Raw genomic sequence first — 16012 nt, 5'->3', positions numbered from 1 at the left:
AGCTATTCGTCTACAAATTGCACTAAATCATCTAAAACGCGCTTTTTAATTTCAAGTTGTGCATCTGAATTTAACCCGTATCGCTGGGCTAGTAAGACGTAATCATCTTGGCTTAACGATACGGTTAATCTGGGCCTTTTTGGGCGCTTAGTGACGCTTAAACCAAGTATTGAGCGAATTTGATCTGAAGGGCTGACCCCTGCATCAAGGGCGGCTTTTCGGATCTGGTACTGAAACTTTTCATCTAAATCAAACGCGACTTGGGTTGCCTTGGCCGCTTGCTGATTTTTTATCCAGGTTTCTGGTAACGATTTACCTTTACTCATGGTTGGTTTAACTCCCTAAAACCGCTTTAACTTAGCTTGCCGGCCAAAACTCGCGAATATCCGTTAATGGGCGATATAGCGTCAACATGACTTCAGTATCGCCACCTTCATAAACTTCGACATCCACAGCGTGGCTTTCATCGCTATCAACTAATGAGTAGCTTTCAAAGCCATCGCCTCGTTGTTGATTGCTATCATCTTGAGGTGGCTTTTGACCACGGTAATCTTGACGATGGAAATAACCAAAAGTGGCAAATTCAACTTGATGATAAGCATCACTTAACCAGCGTGCGTATTCACTGTCTAATTCATTTGAAAGCGGTAGTGTTTTGAGCTCAGCATTACCGGGCTCTTCAAATAACTGTGAGAATTCATCGAGATCAAAAATTTGCTCAACGATAGAGCGATTTACTTTGACAGAGAAACTTAAGTAAGCTTCATCTTCTTCAATGTAAGACATGAAAATAGCGGTGCCACTGTGACCGCGAAGTAACCACTCACATTGTTGTGAACGTTCATATTCATAAGTATGAATCGCTTCAACTTTAAGTTGCTGCCCACGTAGTTGCTCAGGTAAGGCAAAACTATCATCAAGGGAGATCATATCTCCCTTGAGTAGCTTGTTCACATGGTCAAGCTGACGTTTAGGGGCTTCTTTCTTGCCAAATAGGCCACGCAGAAATCCCATAGTCAATTAACCTTTTTTCGCTTTAAGACGCTCTAAAACAGCATTAGCACTAGACTTTTGCTCACCAATTCCTGCTTCTGCTAGCTTAGCGTGTAAAGACTTGTCGCTATTCTCTTCAGCTAAGGTTTCTGATGCTTGTAGGCGATCATCAAACTGTTGCTGGCGAGCTTTAATACGCTCTAGTGAATCTTTTGCATTCATTAACTTTGAGTTACTTGATGCAAATGAATCAGTAATAGTCGCGGTGGCTTTTTGTACGCTTTCAGTGGTTTTAACCATGCTTAGCTGACGTTGATAATCAGTTAATTGACGCTCGGTTTTCTTCACTAATTCTTTTAAGCGTAAAGCATGTGCAGAATAGCTGCTGTTCGCTGTTTCGTGTTCTGCTAGCTCTTGATCTAACTGAGCGATTTTTTCAGCAACTTCAATAGCTAACGCTTCGTTATCTTTTTCAAGTGCTTGAGTTGCATAACCTTCGTGCTCAGTGATGCTGCGTTTCAGGCGATCGATTTCACGGCTTGCTTGCATTTCTTTCGCCATAACGTCAGTTAACTCACGTTTTGCTTTAGTTAAATGCTTTTCTGCGTCACGAATTTCTTGTTCAAAAATACGAGTAGAGTTTGCATCAACAATAGTTTGGCCGACTTCATTTGCGCCGCCACGAAATGCCGTTAAAATTTTATTTAAAATGCCCATGATATGGCTCCTTACTTCAAAAATTCGACAAGTTCGTCGATGACTTCTAAACAGTTATCAGACAATACTGATAATTCCTGCTCGATCTCTTCCATGCTTGAGGTGACTGATAACGCCCCGTAAACCACATATTTATCATCAATTTTTGCAAAAGATGACAAAGGCATTGGAATGTTTAGTTCAAGCATAGTTTCAAACATTTGGGTACGAGTTTCAGTTTTTACTTCGCTCTCATCCCATAAATAACTGATACATAAGATTTGATTGTCAGTTACCGATACAAATACCGGTAATTCTTCACGGCCAGCAACGTTGACTTGTAATACTTCAACATCACCATCAATTGGAAAACAATCAAACTTCAAACCGGTATGGCTAAGGTCGCCAAGTTCTGTCAAATGGTTAGCAATCTTATGGATATTCATATTCGTCCTTATTGACATATTATGTCTTAGGTTTCAAAGATAGCACTTAGACATATTATGTCAAGACTATTTTTGAGTTGGTTAAAAAAGATTCATCCCTTGGTTGTCAGACCAAGATGCTAAGTGGTAATGGTATAGCTGTAATGAGCCAATTCTATTCACTTTGATAGTGTCAGCATCATTATAAAATGTGCCAGGAAACTCAAATGCGCCATGTATAAGCCCGGGAGTCAGCCATTGCTCATTAATGGGCAACGTCTCGTTATGGGCTAGACGTTGCTTGGCATTTTGTCCTGATAAGGTGGCGATAGACCAGCCCCATTCACCAAAGCTTGGCACGTTATGATGGTATTGCTCGACCGAAAACCCTGCCGATTCAATGGTTTTTCCTACAGAAATAAAGGCATTTTGGGCATGATAAGGCGAAGTCGATTGTACCGTCATTGCCCCATCAGCGCTCAATAGCTCGACCAGTTTTCGATAAAATAAATCAGAATAAAGCTTATTTAAATCAGGGTGACTCGGATCTGGCAAATCCACAATAATGGCATCAAATTTTTGATTGTCAGCAATCAGTTTATCAATGCCATTAAAGGCGTCATCATAAATAAGCTTAACGCGAGGATCATTTAGTGCATCGCCATTAAGGGCTAACATGGCATTGCTAACACGCTCTGGCATGTTCTCATGGGGCTCTCTAAACAAGTCGACGAGCTGTTCATCTAAATCCATTAAGGTGACCGATTTTGGATCCCATTTGAAAACTTGCTTAAGCCCTAAGCCATCTCCGCCGCCAATAATTAGCACATTATCCTGCCTTGCACTGGCTGCAAGTGTCGGGTGAACTAAAAAGCTGTGGTAGATGTGCTCATCAATACTGGAGAACTGTAATCGACCATTAATGTATAGCGAATACACTGGCGCTTGACCTTTGCCTCGCAGCCGCTCGGTAAAGGTTAACTGCTGAAAACGGGTAGCTTCTGAATACACCACTTTGTCTTTATATAGCAGGTTATTGAAATTTTGCTCCCAACTGGGGCCGTGCAGTGCCAGTAGCACTAATACTCCTGTGGCGATAAAATGTCCTGCGAGGATCAGTTTAGCCCAGCGGATTTGCTGCCAAAAGCGCCAAATAAACACAAAGCCTGCTAACAAGTTAACACTGGCGGTGAGCGCTGCTGCGAGCTGAATATCTAACGACAGCATGAACAGTACCCAAATAGCCGCGCCAGCACCCGCACCGACATAATCAGCGCCATAAATGGTGCCGGCATTGTGCAGCAAGTGCTCTTCAGATAAGGATTGACGTACGCGGGCAATCAGCGGGATCTCCATGCCGATCATCAAACCTAGAATAACCCCCCAGATATAGGGTAAATATTCACTAAGATTTTGTAATACGCCAATAAAACCGCCGTCAGGTAAATGATCTGGTGGCAGGCCTAAGGTGTTGGCAATAATTAACGGTAATTGCTGGCCAAATCCAATCACGGCGGCGGTAATTAAAATCGCTAATGATCCACAAAATGCCACAATAAGTTCAAGCATCGCAAAGCCGGTGAAGGCACAGCGAATTTTACGAGCGGCAAAGGCGCCAATGCCCATAGACACAATCATAATGCCTATCATGGTGTAAATAGCAGCTTCTAAGGCGCCGAGAATGCGGCCTGCATAGTGGGAAAGTAGGTATTCGTAAATAAGACCACAGCCTGCCAGTAAGGCCATAATGCCCAACAATAGGGCATCATCAAACCAAGCAAGGCTGCGTTTATTCGCTGGAGGCAAGGTGCCTGTTTGAGAAGGGCTATTTTGCTTGTCGCAGCCCTCCTGGCTCTGTTCAAGCAAAGTATTATTCATCTATTTATGCCATTAACGCCGCTAAAATGAGTGCAACAGCAACACTAATTGCTAGTTCAACTGCAGCCACACCGACGTTGTGTTGTTTCTCAACTTCGTCAGTTAGGTTGATTTGAGCTAAAACTAGCTTTTTAACCACAGCAAGTAATAGCGACAACACTACCAGCATGATTATCGAGAAGGTTAACCAGCCGACGATATTCATTAAGTAAGCAGTTGGATCATAGATAATAAAGTGACTGGCCGCTTTAAAGGTAAATGCCATGGCAATCATGTAACCACTGTGACGAATCGCAACGGCTATTTGGCCTTGCTCTAGTGCTTTTTGCATCGAGGCATCTTGATTACGTTTAGCGTATTGGTGCTCACGAAAGCGAGTTAATAACACTAACATTAATTGCGAGATTAAGAAGGCGGTAAAGATAGCAATGAAAGTATCTAAGGTAATATCTTCTGCCCACATTAATACCGATCGAATGATAATTGCTGTGGCAACAGCAGCGGCGGCATCAACGATGGCAACCGACATATTACCATTGATAATTTGGCTGTTTTTATCGATTTCATTTAAGGCAATTTTGTCGTGTAGTACTCGACCAAACTTGATTAAAAGTAAGCCAAATAAGCCGTAAGCTGTCATGCCAATGGCTTCAACAATATACGAATCAGCAGCTTCACCTGTAATCGCCCCTGAAAGTACAATCCCTAATGCCAGAACGGCACCCGCAGTACTAACCCCAAAAGCAAAGTTATCACGCTCTGCGAGTTCAGCGCGGCTGTTTACTCTCACGCTCCAGCCTTGTAAGTAGCGCATTAGCGCCAGTAAGATCACCGCGATGGTCAGATCAATCGCTAAAATTATCGCTAAATCTAGGGTGAGTCCGAAGTCATTTAAAAATGTCATGGTTAGTCCTTATTTGCCTCGGCGTACACCGCGTGTGGTGCGGCTAGTTGAATTACGGAAACTGCTGTCTTTGGAATAATTTGAACGGAACTTACTTGTGCTACGTGCTGTTTTGGTTCCGGCAGTACTGGCTTTAGGTGTTGCAGTACTTTGTCTTGATAAGCTGGTTGAGCCTGTACGTGATTTCGCATACGGGCTATTAAATTGCTTACCTTGAGAATTAAAGGTTTTCTTGGTGTTCTCAAATGTACGATTTTGCGCGCTCGCCTGTTTAGGAGACGTATAACGGTAGCGACCGACATCATTGTAGTAGCTGTAACCACGATTGTTTGACCAGCGGTCATAGCGTACAGGATTCATGATGTTAGAGAACATCGAATACATGCCATACCAGGCCCAAAATGACATGCCGCTTGAATTAGTTTGCCAGCTACCATAAGCGGGGTTACCCACTAGCTGGCTTCCTGCACCAAAATCTTCGCTACCGTTGGCCATTGCTTCGGCTTCACGGCTGATGGCGTTAACCCTTGCCAGCTGTCCACCTGATAAATCAGCCACCACATTAACGGGATCGGAAAGCATGTCATTAAACAAACTTGAATCAGCTGCTTGATAAATATTTTGCGCTTCTTCGAGCTGCTGATCTAAATCAACGAAGTTGGCAGAATCGGCCAGTTCACTGGTTCTGCGTTTTAGTGATTGGTACATAGGGCCACTTGAGGTCGCATCACGCGCCAGTTCATCAAGTAGCGGCACCAGATCAGGCTTACTGTTTTTAAGTAAGCTGGTATATTGTGTCAGTAAGGTGGCATTACGAAGCTCACCTGCGTTTAGCATTGAATCGAGTTGAGTCAATCGCTGCTGTGACAGCTGCTGATATTGCGTAATTTTTTCAGGTCTGTCATCACCACAACCTGATAATGTTATGCACAAGATCAGCGCTGAAAATACTGCAAGGACACGAGGAAGCATGCCAGCCATGTGTTCTCCAAATAGTATAAAATACATATATAAATATAGTATCAAGTCGCATAATTATATGCTTAAAACTGACTAAATATTTACATGGTTCGGTATTACTGTTGTAAAGGATATAGTAGTCTTAATCGAAGGTACAATATCGACTAGCTATTTATGCGATCGTTGATTTTATTGTATAACACACCTTGACATAATATGTCGAATTGAAATGTGTAAGTCTTAGTAATTTGCCAAAGGGATCGGATAAACATGCACAACCAAAGTAACAACGTCTTGTCTGCAGAGCTTAATGAAATTGCAGCACGTTACTGGTTAAGGCTTTGTGAAACATGGCCTGAAATCACTGAAAAACTAACCCAGTCACAACAAGCTGAATTAAAGTTAGTGTTAGGTTTGAGTGATTATATTGCCGAGCAATTGTGCCGTAATCCCCAGTGGATTGAATTGCTATTCGATGGTCAGTTAACTCAGCTCGATAGACAGTCTTTTACTGGTGAATTACACACTAATTTAGCCTCATCAAGCTCAGAAGAGCAGGTTAAAAAACAGCTACGTCAATTTCGAAACTTCCAAATGGTACGTATCGCTTGGCGAGACTTTTTAAATTATTGCGATGTTGAAGAATCACTACTGGATTTATCTAGCTTAGCCGAAGTGCTGGTAATTGGTGCTCGCGATTGGCTCTACACCGATATGTGTCAGCAAATCGGCACCCCAACAGATGAAGAGGGCAATCCACAGCCGTTACTTATTCTCGGTATGGGTAAGCTTGGTGGTCGAGAACTGAACTTTTCCTCTGATATCGATTTGATTTTTACCTTTCCTGAACATGGTGAAACCATCGGTGGTCGCCGCGCTCAAGCTAACCAGCAATTTTTTATCAAAATGGGTCAACGACTGATCAGTCTATTAGATCAAATTACTGTTGATGGCTTTGTGTTTCGGGTCGACATGCGCCTGCGCCCATACGGTGAAAGTGGCCCGTTAGTGGTCAGTTTCAGTGGTCTTGAAGATTACTATCAAGAGCAAGGTCGTGATTGGGAACGTTACGCCATGGTTAAGGCGCGAGTACTCGGGCCTTGGACGCAATATAGTGATGACTTACATGACTTATTAAGGCCTTTTATTTATCGTCGCTATATCGATTTTTCAGCCATTGATTCACTACGGAAAATGAAACGACTTATTGCACAAGAAGTTAGACGCAGACAGCTCACAGACAACATAAAGCTGGGAGCTGGCGGGATCCGCGAAGTTGAATTCGTGGTGCAAAGTTTTCAGCTGATACGTGGCGGACGAGAACCTTCACTGCGACAGCAAAGTTTGTTTGGCGCAATTGATACCTTATATAACCTAGGTCAGTTAGAGTACTTGGCCGTTGATGAGCTAAAACACAGCTACATTTTACTGCGCCGAGTTGAAAATCTACTTCAAGCTCTTGATGATAAGCAAACCCAAACATTGCCCGATAATGCGACTGATTGGCAGCGACTATGCTATGCCATGGGCGAGAGCGATGAGCACAGCTTGCGGGAAAAAATTGCCAATGCCATGGGCAACATTCATCGCCACTTTAAAGATACTGTCGGTGGCGAAGATGAACAGGACTCAAGCGAGCATTGGACTTGCCAGTTATGGCAAATTCATGATCAGGAAAATGCCTTAGCGTTACTTGAAGAGCATGATGTTGAAGATGATAGTTTATGGCCAAGCTTAGATGACTGGCGCAGCAATGTATTAAAACGCTCAATAGGCCCCAGGGGACGTGAAACTCTTGAAAAATTAATGCCTAAATTGTTGGATGAATTATTAGAGCAACCAGTCCCGAGCGTGGCATTAAAAGCGGTATCAGGGGTGTTAGATAAAATTTTAACCCGTACCACTTATCTTGAATTATTGTGTGAGAACCCCGGCGCCCGTCAGCAGCTCATTAGCCTTTGTTGTGCTAGCCCCTGGATTGCCGAAGAGTTAGCGAATTTTCCGATGTTACTGGATGAACTCATCGATCCGGCTCAGCTTTACGATACCACCCCGCTGGATGACTACCCAAGTGAGTTAAGGCAGTACCTATTGCGCGTTCCAGAAGATGACATGGAACAACAGATGGAAGCGTTGCGCCAGTTTAAGCTGTCACAACAGTTAAAAATTGCCGCCGCTGATATTACTGGCGTGCTACCTGTGATGGAGGTGAGCGATCACTTAAGCTACCTTGCAGAAGCCATCATTGAGCAAGTGGTATTACAAGCCTGGCATCAAATTTCCTCAAGGCACGGCATACCTGCAGGTACAAGCTCTGAGAAAATGGGCTTTGCTATTATTGGTTATGGAAAATTAGGTGGCATTGAGCTGGGATATGGCTCTGACTTAGATCTGGTTTTTTTACATAACCATCAAGGCGCAGGCGCTACAGATGGTAAAAGACCGATTGATAATGGCCATTTTTATTTAAAACTTGCGCAGCGCATTGTGCATTTATTTGCTACCCGAACCACCTCAGGTGAGCTCTATGAAGTGGATATGCGCTTAAGACCTTCTGGCGCTTCAGGCTTATTGGTTAGCGAGATTGAACAGTATCGCGAATACCAGCGAGATGAGGCCTGGACATGGGAGCATCAAGCTTTGGTGCGCTCACGTTTTGTTTATGGCGATCATCGCTTAGCGGCACGTTTTAGTGAAATTCGCACAGAGGTGCTATCGCATCAGCGCCAGCTTCCTGAACTTGCGAAACAAGTTCGCGATATGCGCATTAAAATGCGCCAGCATTTATTGAAAGCATCAAACGGTAAGTTCGATTTAAAACAGAGTGCGGGTGGCATTGCCGATATTGAGTTTATGGCCCAGTATTTAGTGTTAGCCTACGCTAACAAAAATAAAGAGTTGTCCATATGGTCTGATAATGTGCGCATTTTTCAGCTATTAGCCGAGCTTGAGATTTTACCTGTGATGACTGCTCAATACCTGACTCAAACCTACTGTTGGCTACGGGATGAAAGTCATCGCCTGACTCTTCAGCGCGCTAAAGGCGAAATCGATGCAGATAAAGCCAATAACAAGGTCAGCGAAATTATTAATATTTATCAGCACATTTTAGGTGAAGAGCTATAACGTCTTGTCTAAAACCGTAGATTTTTGGTTTTGTTAGGATAACGGTGCGGGAAAATAGTGACCTGCACCGTTTTATATAAATTAAAAGCGGTGCAGCGCGGCATTCACACACTGATTCAATTTGATACACCATCTTCATATAAAATTTGTCTTTCTCAGGACTAACTCACAGTCTTGTTACTGCATTATTTTACACTGATTGTTTTGAGCCACCTTAAGCGCGCATTCGTATTGATTGCTTTGTCTATTAGGTGTTTAGTGAACAGGTTTTCTTTGTAAGGATGTAGTGATGAAAAATGCCATTGATATATATGAAGCGCTAAAAGTATTTAATAAGATAACCGACATGGGGCAAAAGCTGGCCGCTGCAGATGGCGACAACTCTAGCTATGAACTATGTGGCTTAAATGCGCAAACAGGCTTTGATGGCTACACAATTATTCTTAGTGACGGCCGAACCTCTTTAACGATTTATTTCCATAATAAATATCAATTTGATTACCCAGATAATGCTGCGTTTGATAATTTTATGGCGCGTTTTGCTGAGGTGATGAAGTACTCAGTATAAACAGCACTATGTCATCAAAAAAATTTTGCGCTTTAGTTGCGCTTTGCTGCACGCTAAAGCTTACCTAAGTGCAATTAATGTTATTTTCTGTAGTTAATTCTCAAAGCTGTTAACTCGCACCATTTAACAGCTAGCGTTACAAATTAGCAGTGAGCTAATTATATACATTTAAATTTTTAAGCTTGTGCAAAGGCGTAAGAGAGTTGACCTCGGCTCGATATCTTGGTTTTTTTGAACATATTCTGGATATGCATTTTCACTGTGTTAACAGAGATCTCTAAATTAGCTGCTATTTCATCATTAGTTAACCCTTGGCAAACTAAGGTTAACACTCGCTGTTCTTTTTTGGTGGTTAACGACAGTAACTCTATCTGACGTTGGGTATTAGGTTGGCGTTTCTTAGATTGGATATAACGTGACATGGCATCATTACTGAAATAAAGCTTATTATTATTGACACTTTTAAGGGCTTCAATAATTTCGACTTCAGAAGCATTCAATGTGAGTGCGCCATGAAAGCCGTTGGATATCAATAAGGTTTCGCATTCTATATTAAGATTAGGACAAAAAACTAAATGCTTACCTGTAGTAAGAATATCAGCTGAAATTAAATAAGCTTGTTGATGAGGGTCTTCTAAATAGTGAATAAGAAATTTTGGCCTTTTATCGGCAGCTTTACAGGCAAAGTTTAGTGAGTCATAGAAGGCGGTTTCAATATTGAGTAATCCTGAGATTTTAGATACTTGCAGGGCCTGTGGTTCTGGAAGTTGTTTAAAAATCACATCTGAAAAAATCATTTCGGCTACATCCCTGTTATTTGGGCTACTATTGAAAATCCGTTCAATAGCAAATTTATATATTAAAGACAGGCTCTTTTACTAATAGCCGATACATTAAACTATTAAGTTTTACTTTTAAAGCGAAAAGCTCGGAATTGACCTGCAACTTGTGTAAAAGAAATGTTATTTGTTGTTTTAATAAAGTTGGTTTAGTATATGTCAAAATTAATAATAAAGGAAACTGATTGGTATGAATAACAAAGGAAATGGGGTTACTTTTATTGGCCCTGATACTTCATTGGATGGAGATATGACTGTACAGGGACCTGCTTTGGTTGCCGGTAAAGTTAAAGGTGTTATTCGTTCAACAGACCAAGTTAAAATTGAAGTTGGTGGCGAAATTGACGGTGAGCTTTTTTGTCAAGAATTAAGAGTTTGTGGTGAATTTAAAGGTAAATTACATTGCAACAGTTTAGTGATTGTAAGCTCTGGTGTAGTTGAAGGTGATGTATCTAGCCATAAAATGGAAATTTATGATGGTGGTCAATTTTTAGGTGCCAGAACCAAGGGCCCTGAAGAAGGCGTATTACCCCAAGCAACTGTTGAAGATAAGCCAGAAGCACAAGTCACAGAAGCCTATGCTTTCCCAAAGACTGAAGCGCCTGTTGCAGAGGCGCCGATAGCTCAAGCTGCAAATAAGGGACATTTTAACAATCTTAAGCCAGAGCCTGTAGTAAAAACTACCGTAGCGGTTCAGGTGAAAACAGATGTTAATAAAGCCGAACCTAAGAAAGTCGATGTTAAGGCTGAACCTGCACCTGCCACAACTCAGATTAAACCACAGACTCTTGCAGAAATTAATTCACAGACCAGTGGTAGTAGCGCTGCAACTGCAAATTCTCGAGTAGAGCCTCAAGTAAATACAGATGCTCATAATAACCCGAAGCCAGTTGCAGAACCTAAGCCTAAGTCAAAACTTGAGATTAAGCCGCAACCGAATCCTCAAGCTCAACTTGCTGCAGCAGAAGCGGCGAGAAAGGCTCAAGAGAAATCATCAGGTTCAGGTGCTAAGCTATTTGTCGCGGCTATCGCTGTTGCTGCAATTGCTGGCGCGGTTTATAAAAAAGATGAATTGACTCAATTGATTGAATCAAAGCCTGTTACAGCTTCAGTGGTGAAACCGGCAACGACGGTTATTGATATTGAACCACAGCAAATACAGCCAGCAGAAAACCAAATTGAACTTGCTAAGGCAGATGAAGTACTTGAGCCTTCAGTTAGTGTTGCGCTTACCACTGATATTGACGAGTCTGAAATTGTGACTACTGCAAATGATGCGCCTGACTCGGCAATTGAAATGCAAGCAACAGCATCAGCTGAAACAGAAGCAGAACTTGAAGTGACAGAAACTGCTTTAGCTGATGAAACTGAAGACTTGCTTGCCAGTGTGAATGAGGCTGTTGTAGCAGTTGAAGATGAAGTGGTCAGTCAGCCTCAAGTTGATAGCTTAATGGCAGATCTACTCGCTGAAGAGACGACTGATGAGGTTGCAAGTTCAGCAGAAGCAACTGACACGGTTGGCAGCTTATAAATTTTTAAAAGCTAATCTGCAAATAAAAAGGCCTTCATTAGAAGGTCTTTTTATTTATGCTTTCTTTAATGTGTTTATTTTTATATCAGTAACATCCCCCCCTTCCGCACAGCTTTTCTTTGTTCATTTTGACACTTTTTTAACTGCGTAATTCTTATTATCAAGTATTCAAATAGTTATAAACGCTTCGCTCTAATGTTGTGCGCGCCAAATTAAAGTTGCACCTTATTAGTGCATGAAAAGACTTTTTTATTTAACTTATATTTTAAAATGCTATACGAATCATGGTTTTACATGATTGGCCTGATGATTGAATTGTATTTGTAAACAAATTTATAACAATCACACTTTTGGAGGTCGAGATGAAACTCGTCAGCGCTATCATCAAGCCATTTAAATTGGATGATGTCCGTGAAGCTATTGCAAGCATGGGCATTGAAGGAATGACTGTTACCGAAGTAAAAGGTTTCGGTCGTCAAAAAGGTCACACTGAGCTATATCGTGGCGCAGAATACCAAGTCGACTTTCTTCCTAAAGTGAAGTTGGAAATTGCTACTAAAGCAGAAAACTTAGATATGTTAATTGAAGCCATTACGACAGCGGCTCATACCGGCAAGATTGGCGATGGCAAAATTTTTGTTACTGATCTTGAGCAAGCTATCCGTATCCGTACGGGTGAGCTAGATAACGAAGCACTATAAGGGGAATGTAATGGAAGAGTTAGCAACGTTAGGCACAACCGTCACCGAATTACGTTTCGCATTAGATACGTTTTATTTTCTAATATCAGGTGCGTTTGTCATGTGGATGGCAGCAGGTTTTGCAATGCTTGAGGCGGGCTTAGTTCGTTCAAAAAATACCACAGAAATTTTAACTAAAAATGTATGTTTATATTCAATCGCCTGTGTGATGTTCCTGTTAGTGGGTTACAACATCATGTATGTCGATAACACTGAAGGTGGCTGGTTACCATCATTTGGTTCATTAATTGGCTCACAAGCCGCTGATGCAGATCATGCGCTGGAGTCTGACTTCTTCTTCCAAGTTGTATTTGTTGCAACGGCAATGTCAATTGTGTCTGGTGCAGTTGCAGAGCGAATGAAGCTTTGGTCTTTCTTAATCTTTGCAGTGGTATTAACCGCGGTTATCTACCCAATTGAAGGTTACTGGACTTGGGGCGGTGGCTTCCTTTCTGCTGCTGGTTTCGTTGACTTCGCTGGTAGTGGTATTGTACATATGGCCGGTGCAGCAGCAGCTATCTCAGGAGTACTATTACTGGGTGCTCGTAAAGGTAAGTATGGCCCAAATGGTGAAGTTCATCCTATCCCAGGTTCAAACTTACCAATGGCGACATTAGGTATGTTTATCTTATGGATGGGTTGGTTTGGCTTTAACGGTGGTTCACAATTATTAGTTTCAGACGCAGAAAATGCTTCAGCAGTGGCTAAGATTTTTGTAAACACTAACTCAGCAGCCGCTTTCGGTGCAGTTTCAGCATTATTAGTTTGTAAAGTTGTCTGGGGTAAGGCTGACCTAACCATGATTTTAAATGGTGCATTAGCGGGCTTAGTGGCTATTACAGCAGACCCATTATCACCTTCACTATTAATGTCAGGTGTCATTGGTATCGTCGCTGGTGGTGTGGTTATCTTCTCAATTGTTGCCTTTGACCGCATTAAAATTGATGACCCAGTAGGTGCAATCTCTGTACATGGTGTTGCCGGTTTCCTAGGTCTAATGCTAGTACCATTATCAAATGCTGATGCAAACTTTGGTGCTCAGTTATATGGCGCAGCAGTTATCTTTGCTTGGGTATTCTCAGCTTCATTCGTAGTATGGTTTATCCTTAAAGCGACAGTGGGTATCCGTGTTACTGAAGAAGAAGAGTACAACGGTATGGATGCATCTGACTGTGGTGTTGATGCTTACCCAGAGTTTGTTTCAATCAAATCAGCTGGATAATAGATTGCTTTAAACACTGAGCATGTTAAAACTAAAAGCAGAACCTTAGGGTTCTGCTTTTTTGTGACTCTTAAAAAGTGAACAAGTGTGACGAGTGAATAAGTGCAATGAGGTTTAACATGGTTAATTACTTTCAAGTATTGATGATTGCTTTACTTATCAGTATCAGCTTTTTCGCCACTGCGGGAAAAGTGGTTGTGAGAAAGACATCTGAACCATTTGACGCTTTTGCAATACGAAATCAAGTTCAGCAGGACTATCAATGGCAGCAAATGCTCAAAATGCAGCAGCAAATTAATATTTTACAAGCTCTGCCGAATGGCTGTTTGGTATTCGCTGCGCCATACCGTTATTTTAATTGCGCCGGTAATTCCTACCGACCATACACCTATCAAAACCAAGAGGTGTTTATTCAAATTGACCCGCCAGTTGCCAAGTAATAATGAAATTCAAATATTCGCCACTGGCTTAAGCTTTTTACATTCATCTTTTGTAACTTTTTCAAAATCGCAATTCTGCCACTAACTTCTATGCTTAATGATAGGCTTTTATGTGGGGTAGAATTATGTTGCATCATGATGACGTTTCTTCGAAAAATTCATTAATAATTCAATCTTTTGGTTTTTCACGCCTTAATCTCTGTTTTTATTTACTAATATTGATTTTTATTTCAGGCTGCTCTAGCACGTCGAGTATCAATAAAGCCAAGGTTAATGTCAGTGGCTTATTTAACGATAGTTATTTTAATGAGGTAGATATTCCCGCTACAGCAGAGATTTACAATTTACCTGATGAGATAGTTACTGAAATACAGCGTGATTTTGCTCGCTCAGGTGGCGTTAACGGCCTTAAAATACCGGTAAACCTTTGGCTGGCTGAATACATCAATGCTCAAGAGGGGGGCTTTGAATATCGAGATCACTACACCCGAATGGCCAGCGTGACAGCCCTTGAGCGGGCGGGTAACTGCATGTCGCTGGTGGTACTGACAACTGCTATCGCACAGGTACTTGATGTCCCTGTAAAGTTTCAAGATATTGATGTAGAACCCATATGGGATAGAAGGGGAGGTTTTTACCTCGTAAATGGTCACGTAAATATGAAACTACTGCACCGTGACACTCCCAATAGTATTAGTCTTCACGGTTCGGACATATTAGTGGATTTTTTGCCTGAGCGCTCAATACGCTCATACCGTGTTAAGCAAATTAATAAACAAACCTTATCTGGAATGTACTTTAATAATGTTGCAGCAGAAGCATTAGTACGCGGTGACTACGACTTAGCGTATGCATTGGTAAAACGGGCTATTGAGTTAGACCCGTATCACGTCAATAGTATTAACACTCTGGCGGTGATTTATCGTCATAAAGGATTAGATGAACGGGCAGAAAAAGCCTATCGCTATGTGCTTCAGTTAGAACCTAAAAATATCACTACCCTGTATAATCTTGCATTAATATTAGGTGAGCAAGAGCGACTAGAAGAGTGGAAACAGGTTCATAAAATTCTTGAATTAGCCCGCATTAATAACCCATTCTATTACTTTGATATGGCCCAAGAGGCGTATTTTGAAAAGCAATATCAAGAAGCCTTAGTGTGGTACAAACGTGCGGTTGAACGGGCGGATTACCGCCATGAGTTTTATTTTGGTTTGTCCCGTGCCTACTGGGCAACAGGCGATCAAAGACGTGCCAAGAAAACCATGCAAAAGGCGCTAGATCTTAGCCATGATGAGACCAATCAAGATCGTTATAAAGGTAAGCTGCAAGCTATGATGCGCCATTAATATAATAAGGCCTAGTTACTTTAGCCACTTACAGCGTGTTAGCTGCAAGTGGTTTTTTATTGCTTGATATATTTTGATAGCAATAATCGAAGGAACAGACTCAAGATTAAAGCGAATTGAATTGAAGATAATTTTAGAAATGAATGAATTTATTAGATATTTTATATTTAGAATATGAAAGCTATTTAATAACAGTAATTTAAATTGAATAATTTGATAAAACCGTAGATTGGATGTTTTATTGTATGCTAGTGTTTGAAATATAAAGCTGTCCGTAATGCTTTACTGCTCAACGTTTAACGTTTAACGTTGGCATAAATAACTGTTTGCTGGAGTTGTAT

General features: G+C 41.5%; 15 protein-coding genes. 7 read left to right on the top strand and 8 right to left on the bottom strand.

Translation table 11 applies throughout. From position 1 onward, the window contains the following. Positions 1-2: 2 nt before the first annotated feature. From AB4160_RS08190 to AB4160_RS08160, 7 genes are all read right to left on the bottom strand, one after another. Positions 3-326: a hypothetical protein gene (locus tag AB4160_RS08190; RefSeq protein ID WP_102438559.1), complete on the bottom strand. Its 324-nt coding sequence runs from the start codon at positions 324-326 to the stop codon at positions 3-5. Between the two features lie 31 nt (positions 327-357). Beyond that, on the bottom strand, positions 358-1014 hold the full coding sequence (locus AB4160_RS08185) for a hypothetical protein (RefSeq protein ID WP_102438557.1): 657 nt from the start codon (positions 1012-1014) through the stop codon (positions 358-360). Positions 1015-1020: 6 nt separating this feature from the next. Further along, the gene (locus AB4160_RS08180; RefSeq protein WP_076539734.1) at positions 1021-1710 is read right to left on the bottom strand and encodes a PspA/IM30 family protein; all 690 of its coding nucleotides are present in this window, start codon (positions 1708-1710) and stop codon (positions 1021-1023) included. Between the two features lie 11 nt (positions 1711-1721). After that, positions 1722-2135, bottom strand: coding sequence for a YjfI family protein (locus tag AB4160_RS08175; protein ID WP_076539733.1), 414 nt, complete (start codon positions 2133-2135; stop codon positions 1722-1724). Positions 2136-2216: 81 nt separating this feature from the next. After that, positions 2217-3992, bottom strand: coding sequence for a polyamine aminopropyltransferase (locus AB4160_RS08170; protein ID WP_102438555.1), 1776 nt, complete (start codon positions 3990-3992; stop codon positions 2217-2219). A gap of 4 nt (positions 3993-3996) precedes the next feature. After that, on the bottom strand, positions 3997-4896 hold the full coding sequence (locus AB4160_RS08165) for a DUF350 domain-containing protein (protein ID WP_102438553.1): 900 nt from the start codon (positions 4894-4896) through the stop codon (positions 3997-3999). A gap of 9 nt (positions 4897-4905) precedes the next feature. After that, on the bottom strand, positions 4906-5877 hold the full coding sequence (locus tag AB4160_RS08160) for a hypothetical protein (protein WP_102438551.1): 972 nt from the start codon (positions 5875-5877) through the stop codon (positions 4906-4908). Positions 5878-6120: 243 nt separating this feature from the next. On the opposite strand from AB4160_RS08160, the gene glnE reads away from it, so the two are divergent. Both glnE and AB4160_RS08150 read left to right on the top strand, forming a co-directional pair. Next, positions 6121-8982 (top strand): bifunctional [glutamate--ammonia ligase]-adenylyl-L-tyrosine phosphorylase/[glutamate--ammonia-ligase] adenylyltransferase, encoded by a 2862-nt coding sequence (gene glnE, locus AB4160_RS08155; protein ID WP_372004243.1) that lies wholly within the window; start codon positions 6121-6123, stop codon positions 8980-8982. 289 nt (positions 8983-9271) lie between these two features. Beyond that, entirely contained in the window at positions 9272-9550 is a 279-nt protein-coding gene (locus AB4160_RS08150; protein WP_102438547.1) for a DUF3081 family protein, read from the top strand. A gap of 176 nt (positions 9551-9726) precedes the next feature. On the opposite strand, the gene AB4160_RS08145 is transcribed toward AB4160_RS08150, so the two are convergent. Continuing rightward, entirely contained in the window at positions 9727-10347 is a 621-nt protein-coding gene (locus AB4160_RS08145) for a response regulator transcription factor (protein WP_372004174.1), read from the bottom strand. Positions 10348-10579: 232 nt separating this feature from the next. On the opposite strand from AB4160_RS08145, the gene AB4160_RS08140 reads away from it, so the two are divergent. From AB4160_RS08140 to AB4160_RS08120, 5 genes are all read left to right on the top strand, one after another. Continuing rightward, positions 10580-11920 carry a polymer-forming cytoskeletal protein gene (locus tag AB4160_RS08140; protein WP_102475322.1) on the top strand — a complete coding sequence of 447 codons (1341 nt, stop codon included), beginning with the start codon at positions 10580-10582 and terminating at the stop codon, positions 11918-11920. 362 nt (positions 11921-12282) lie between these two features. After that, a complete protein-coding gene (locus AB4160_RS08135) occupies positions 12283-12621 on the top strand; it encodes a P-II family nitrogen regulator (RefSeq protein ID WP_076539720.1) in 339 nt (112 codons plus the stop codon). A gap of 10 nt (positions 12622-12631) precedes the next feature. After that, entirely contained in the window at positions 12632-13882 is a 1251-nt protein-coding gene (locus AB4160_RS08130) for an ammonium transporter (protein WP_102438541.1), read from the top strand. Between the two features lie 119 nt (positions 13883-14001). Continuing rightward, positions 14002-14322 carry a hypothetical protein gene (locus AB4160_RS08125; protein WP_241900972.1) on the top strand — a complete coding sequence of 107 codons (321 nt, stop codon included), beginning with the start codon at positions 14002-14004 and terminating at the stop codon, positions 14320-14322. 110 nt (positions 14323-14432) lie between these two features. Then, positions 14433-15671, top strand: coding sequence for a tetratricopeptide repeat protein (locus tag AB4160_RS08120; RefSeq protein WP_372004172.1), 1239 nt, complete (start codon positions 14433-14435; stop codon positions 15669-15671). The last annotated feature ends 341 nt before the right edge of the window (positions 15672-16012 follow it).

The organism is Shewanella sp. 10N.286.51.B8 (genome assembly GCF_041469325.1).
GTDB lineage: Bacteria > Pseudomonadota > Gammaproteobacteria > Enterobacterales > Shewanellaceae > Shewanella.
Note: the sequence above shows the minus strand (reverse complement) of the source record. Positions and strands in the feature narration are given on the sequence as shown.

Excerpts from the sequence above, each read along its gene's own strand:
- AB4160_RS08150 (WP_102438547.1), top strand. The coding sequence starts at position 9,272 with ATGAAAAATGCCATTGATATATATGAAGCGCTAAAAGTATTTAATAAG.
- AB4160_RS08125 (WP_241900972.1), top strand. The coding sequence starts at position 14,002 with ATGGTTAATTACTTTCAAGTATTGATGATTGCTTTACTTATCAGTATC.
- AB4160_RS08140 (WP_102475322.1), top strand. The coding sequence starts at position 10,580 with ATGAATAACAAAGGAAATGGGGTTACTTTTATTGGCCCTGATACTTCA.
- AB4160_RS08165 (WP_102438553.1), bottom strand. The coding sequence starts at position 4,896 with ATGACATTTTTAAATGACTTCGGACTCACCCTAGATTTAGCGATAATT.
- AB4160_RS08190 (WP_102438559.1), bottom strand. The coding sequence starts at position 326 with ATGAGTAAAGGTAAATCGTTACCAGAAACCTGGATAAAAAATCAGCAA.
- AB4160_RS08120 (WP_372004172.1), top strand. The coding sequence starts at position 14,433 with ATGTGGGGTAGAATTATGTTGCATCATGATGACGTTTCTTCGAAAAAT.
- AB4160_RS08130 (WP_102438541.1), top strand. The coding sequence starts at position 12,632 with ATGGAAGAGTTAGCAACGTTAGGCACAACCGTCACCGAATTACGTTTC.
- AB4160_RS08145 (WP_372004174.1), bottom strand. The coding sequence starts at position 10,347 with ATGATTTTTTCAGATGTGATTTTTAAACAACTTCCAGAACCACAGGCC.
- AB4160_RS08170 (WP_102438555.1), bottom strand. The coding sequence starts at position 3,992 with ATGAATAATACTTTGCTTGAACAGAGCCAGGAGGGCTGCGACAAGCAA.
- AB4160_RS08135 (WP_076539720.1), top strand. The coding sequence starts at position 12,283 with ATGAAACTCGTCAGCGCTATCATCAAGCCATTTAAATTGGATGATGTC.
- AB4160_RS08180 (WP_076539734.1), bottom strand. The coding sequence starts at position 1,710 with ATGGGCATTTTAAATAAAATTTTAACGGCATTTCGTGGCGGCGCAAAT.
- AB4160_RS08185 (WP_102438557.1), bottom strand. The coding sequence starts at position 1,014 with ATGGGATTTCTGCGTGGCCTATTTGGCAAGAAAGAAGCCCCTAAACGT.
- AB4160_RS08160 (WP_102438551.1), bottom strand. The coding sequence starts at position 5,877 with ATGGCTGGCATGCTTCCTCGTGTCCTTGCAGTATTTTCAGCGCTGATC.
- AB4160_RS08175 (WP_076539733.1), bottom strand. The coding sequence starts at position 2,135 with ATGAATATCCATAAGATTGCTAACCATTTGACAGAACTTGGCGACCTT.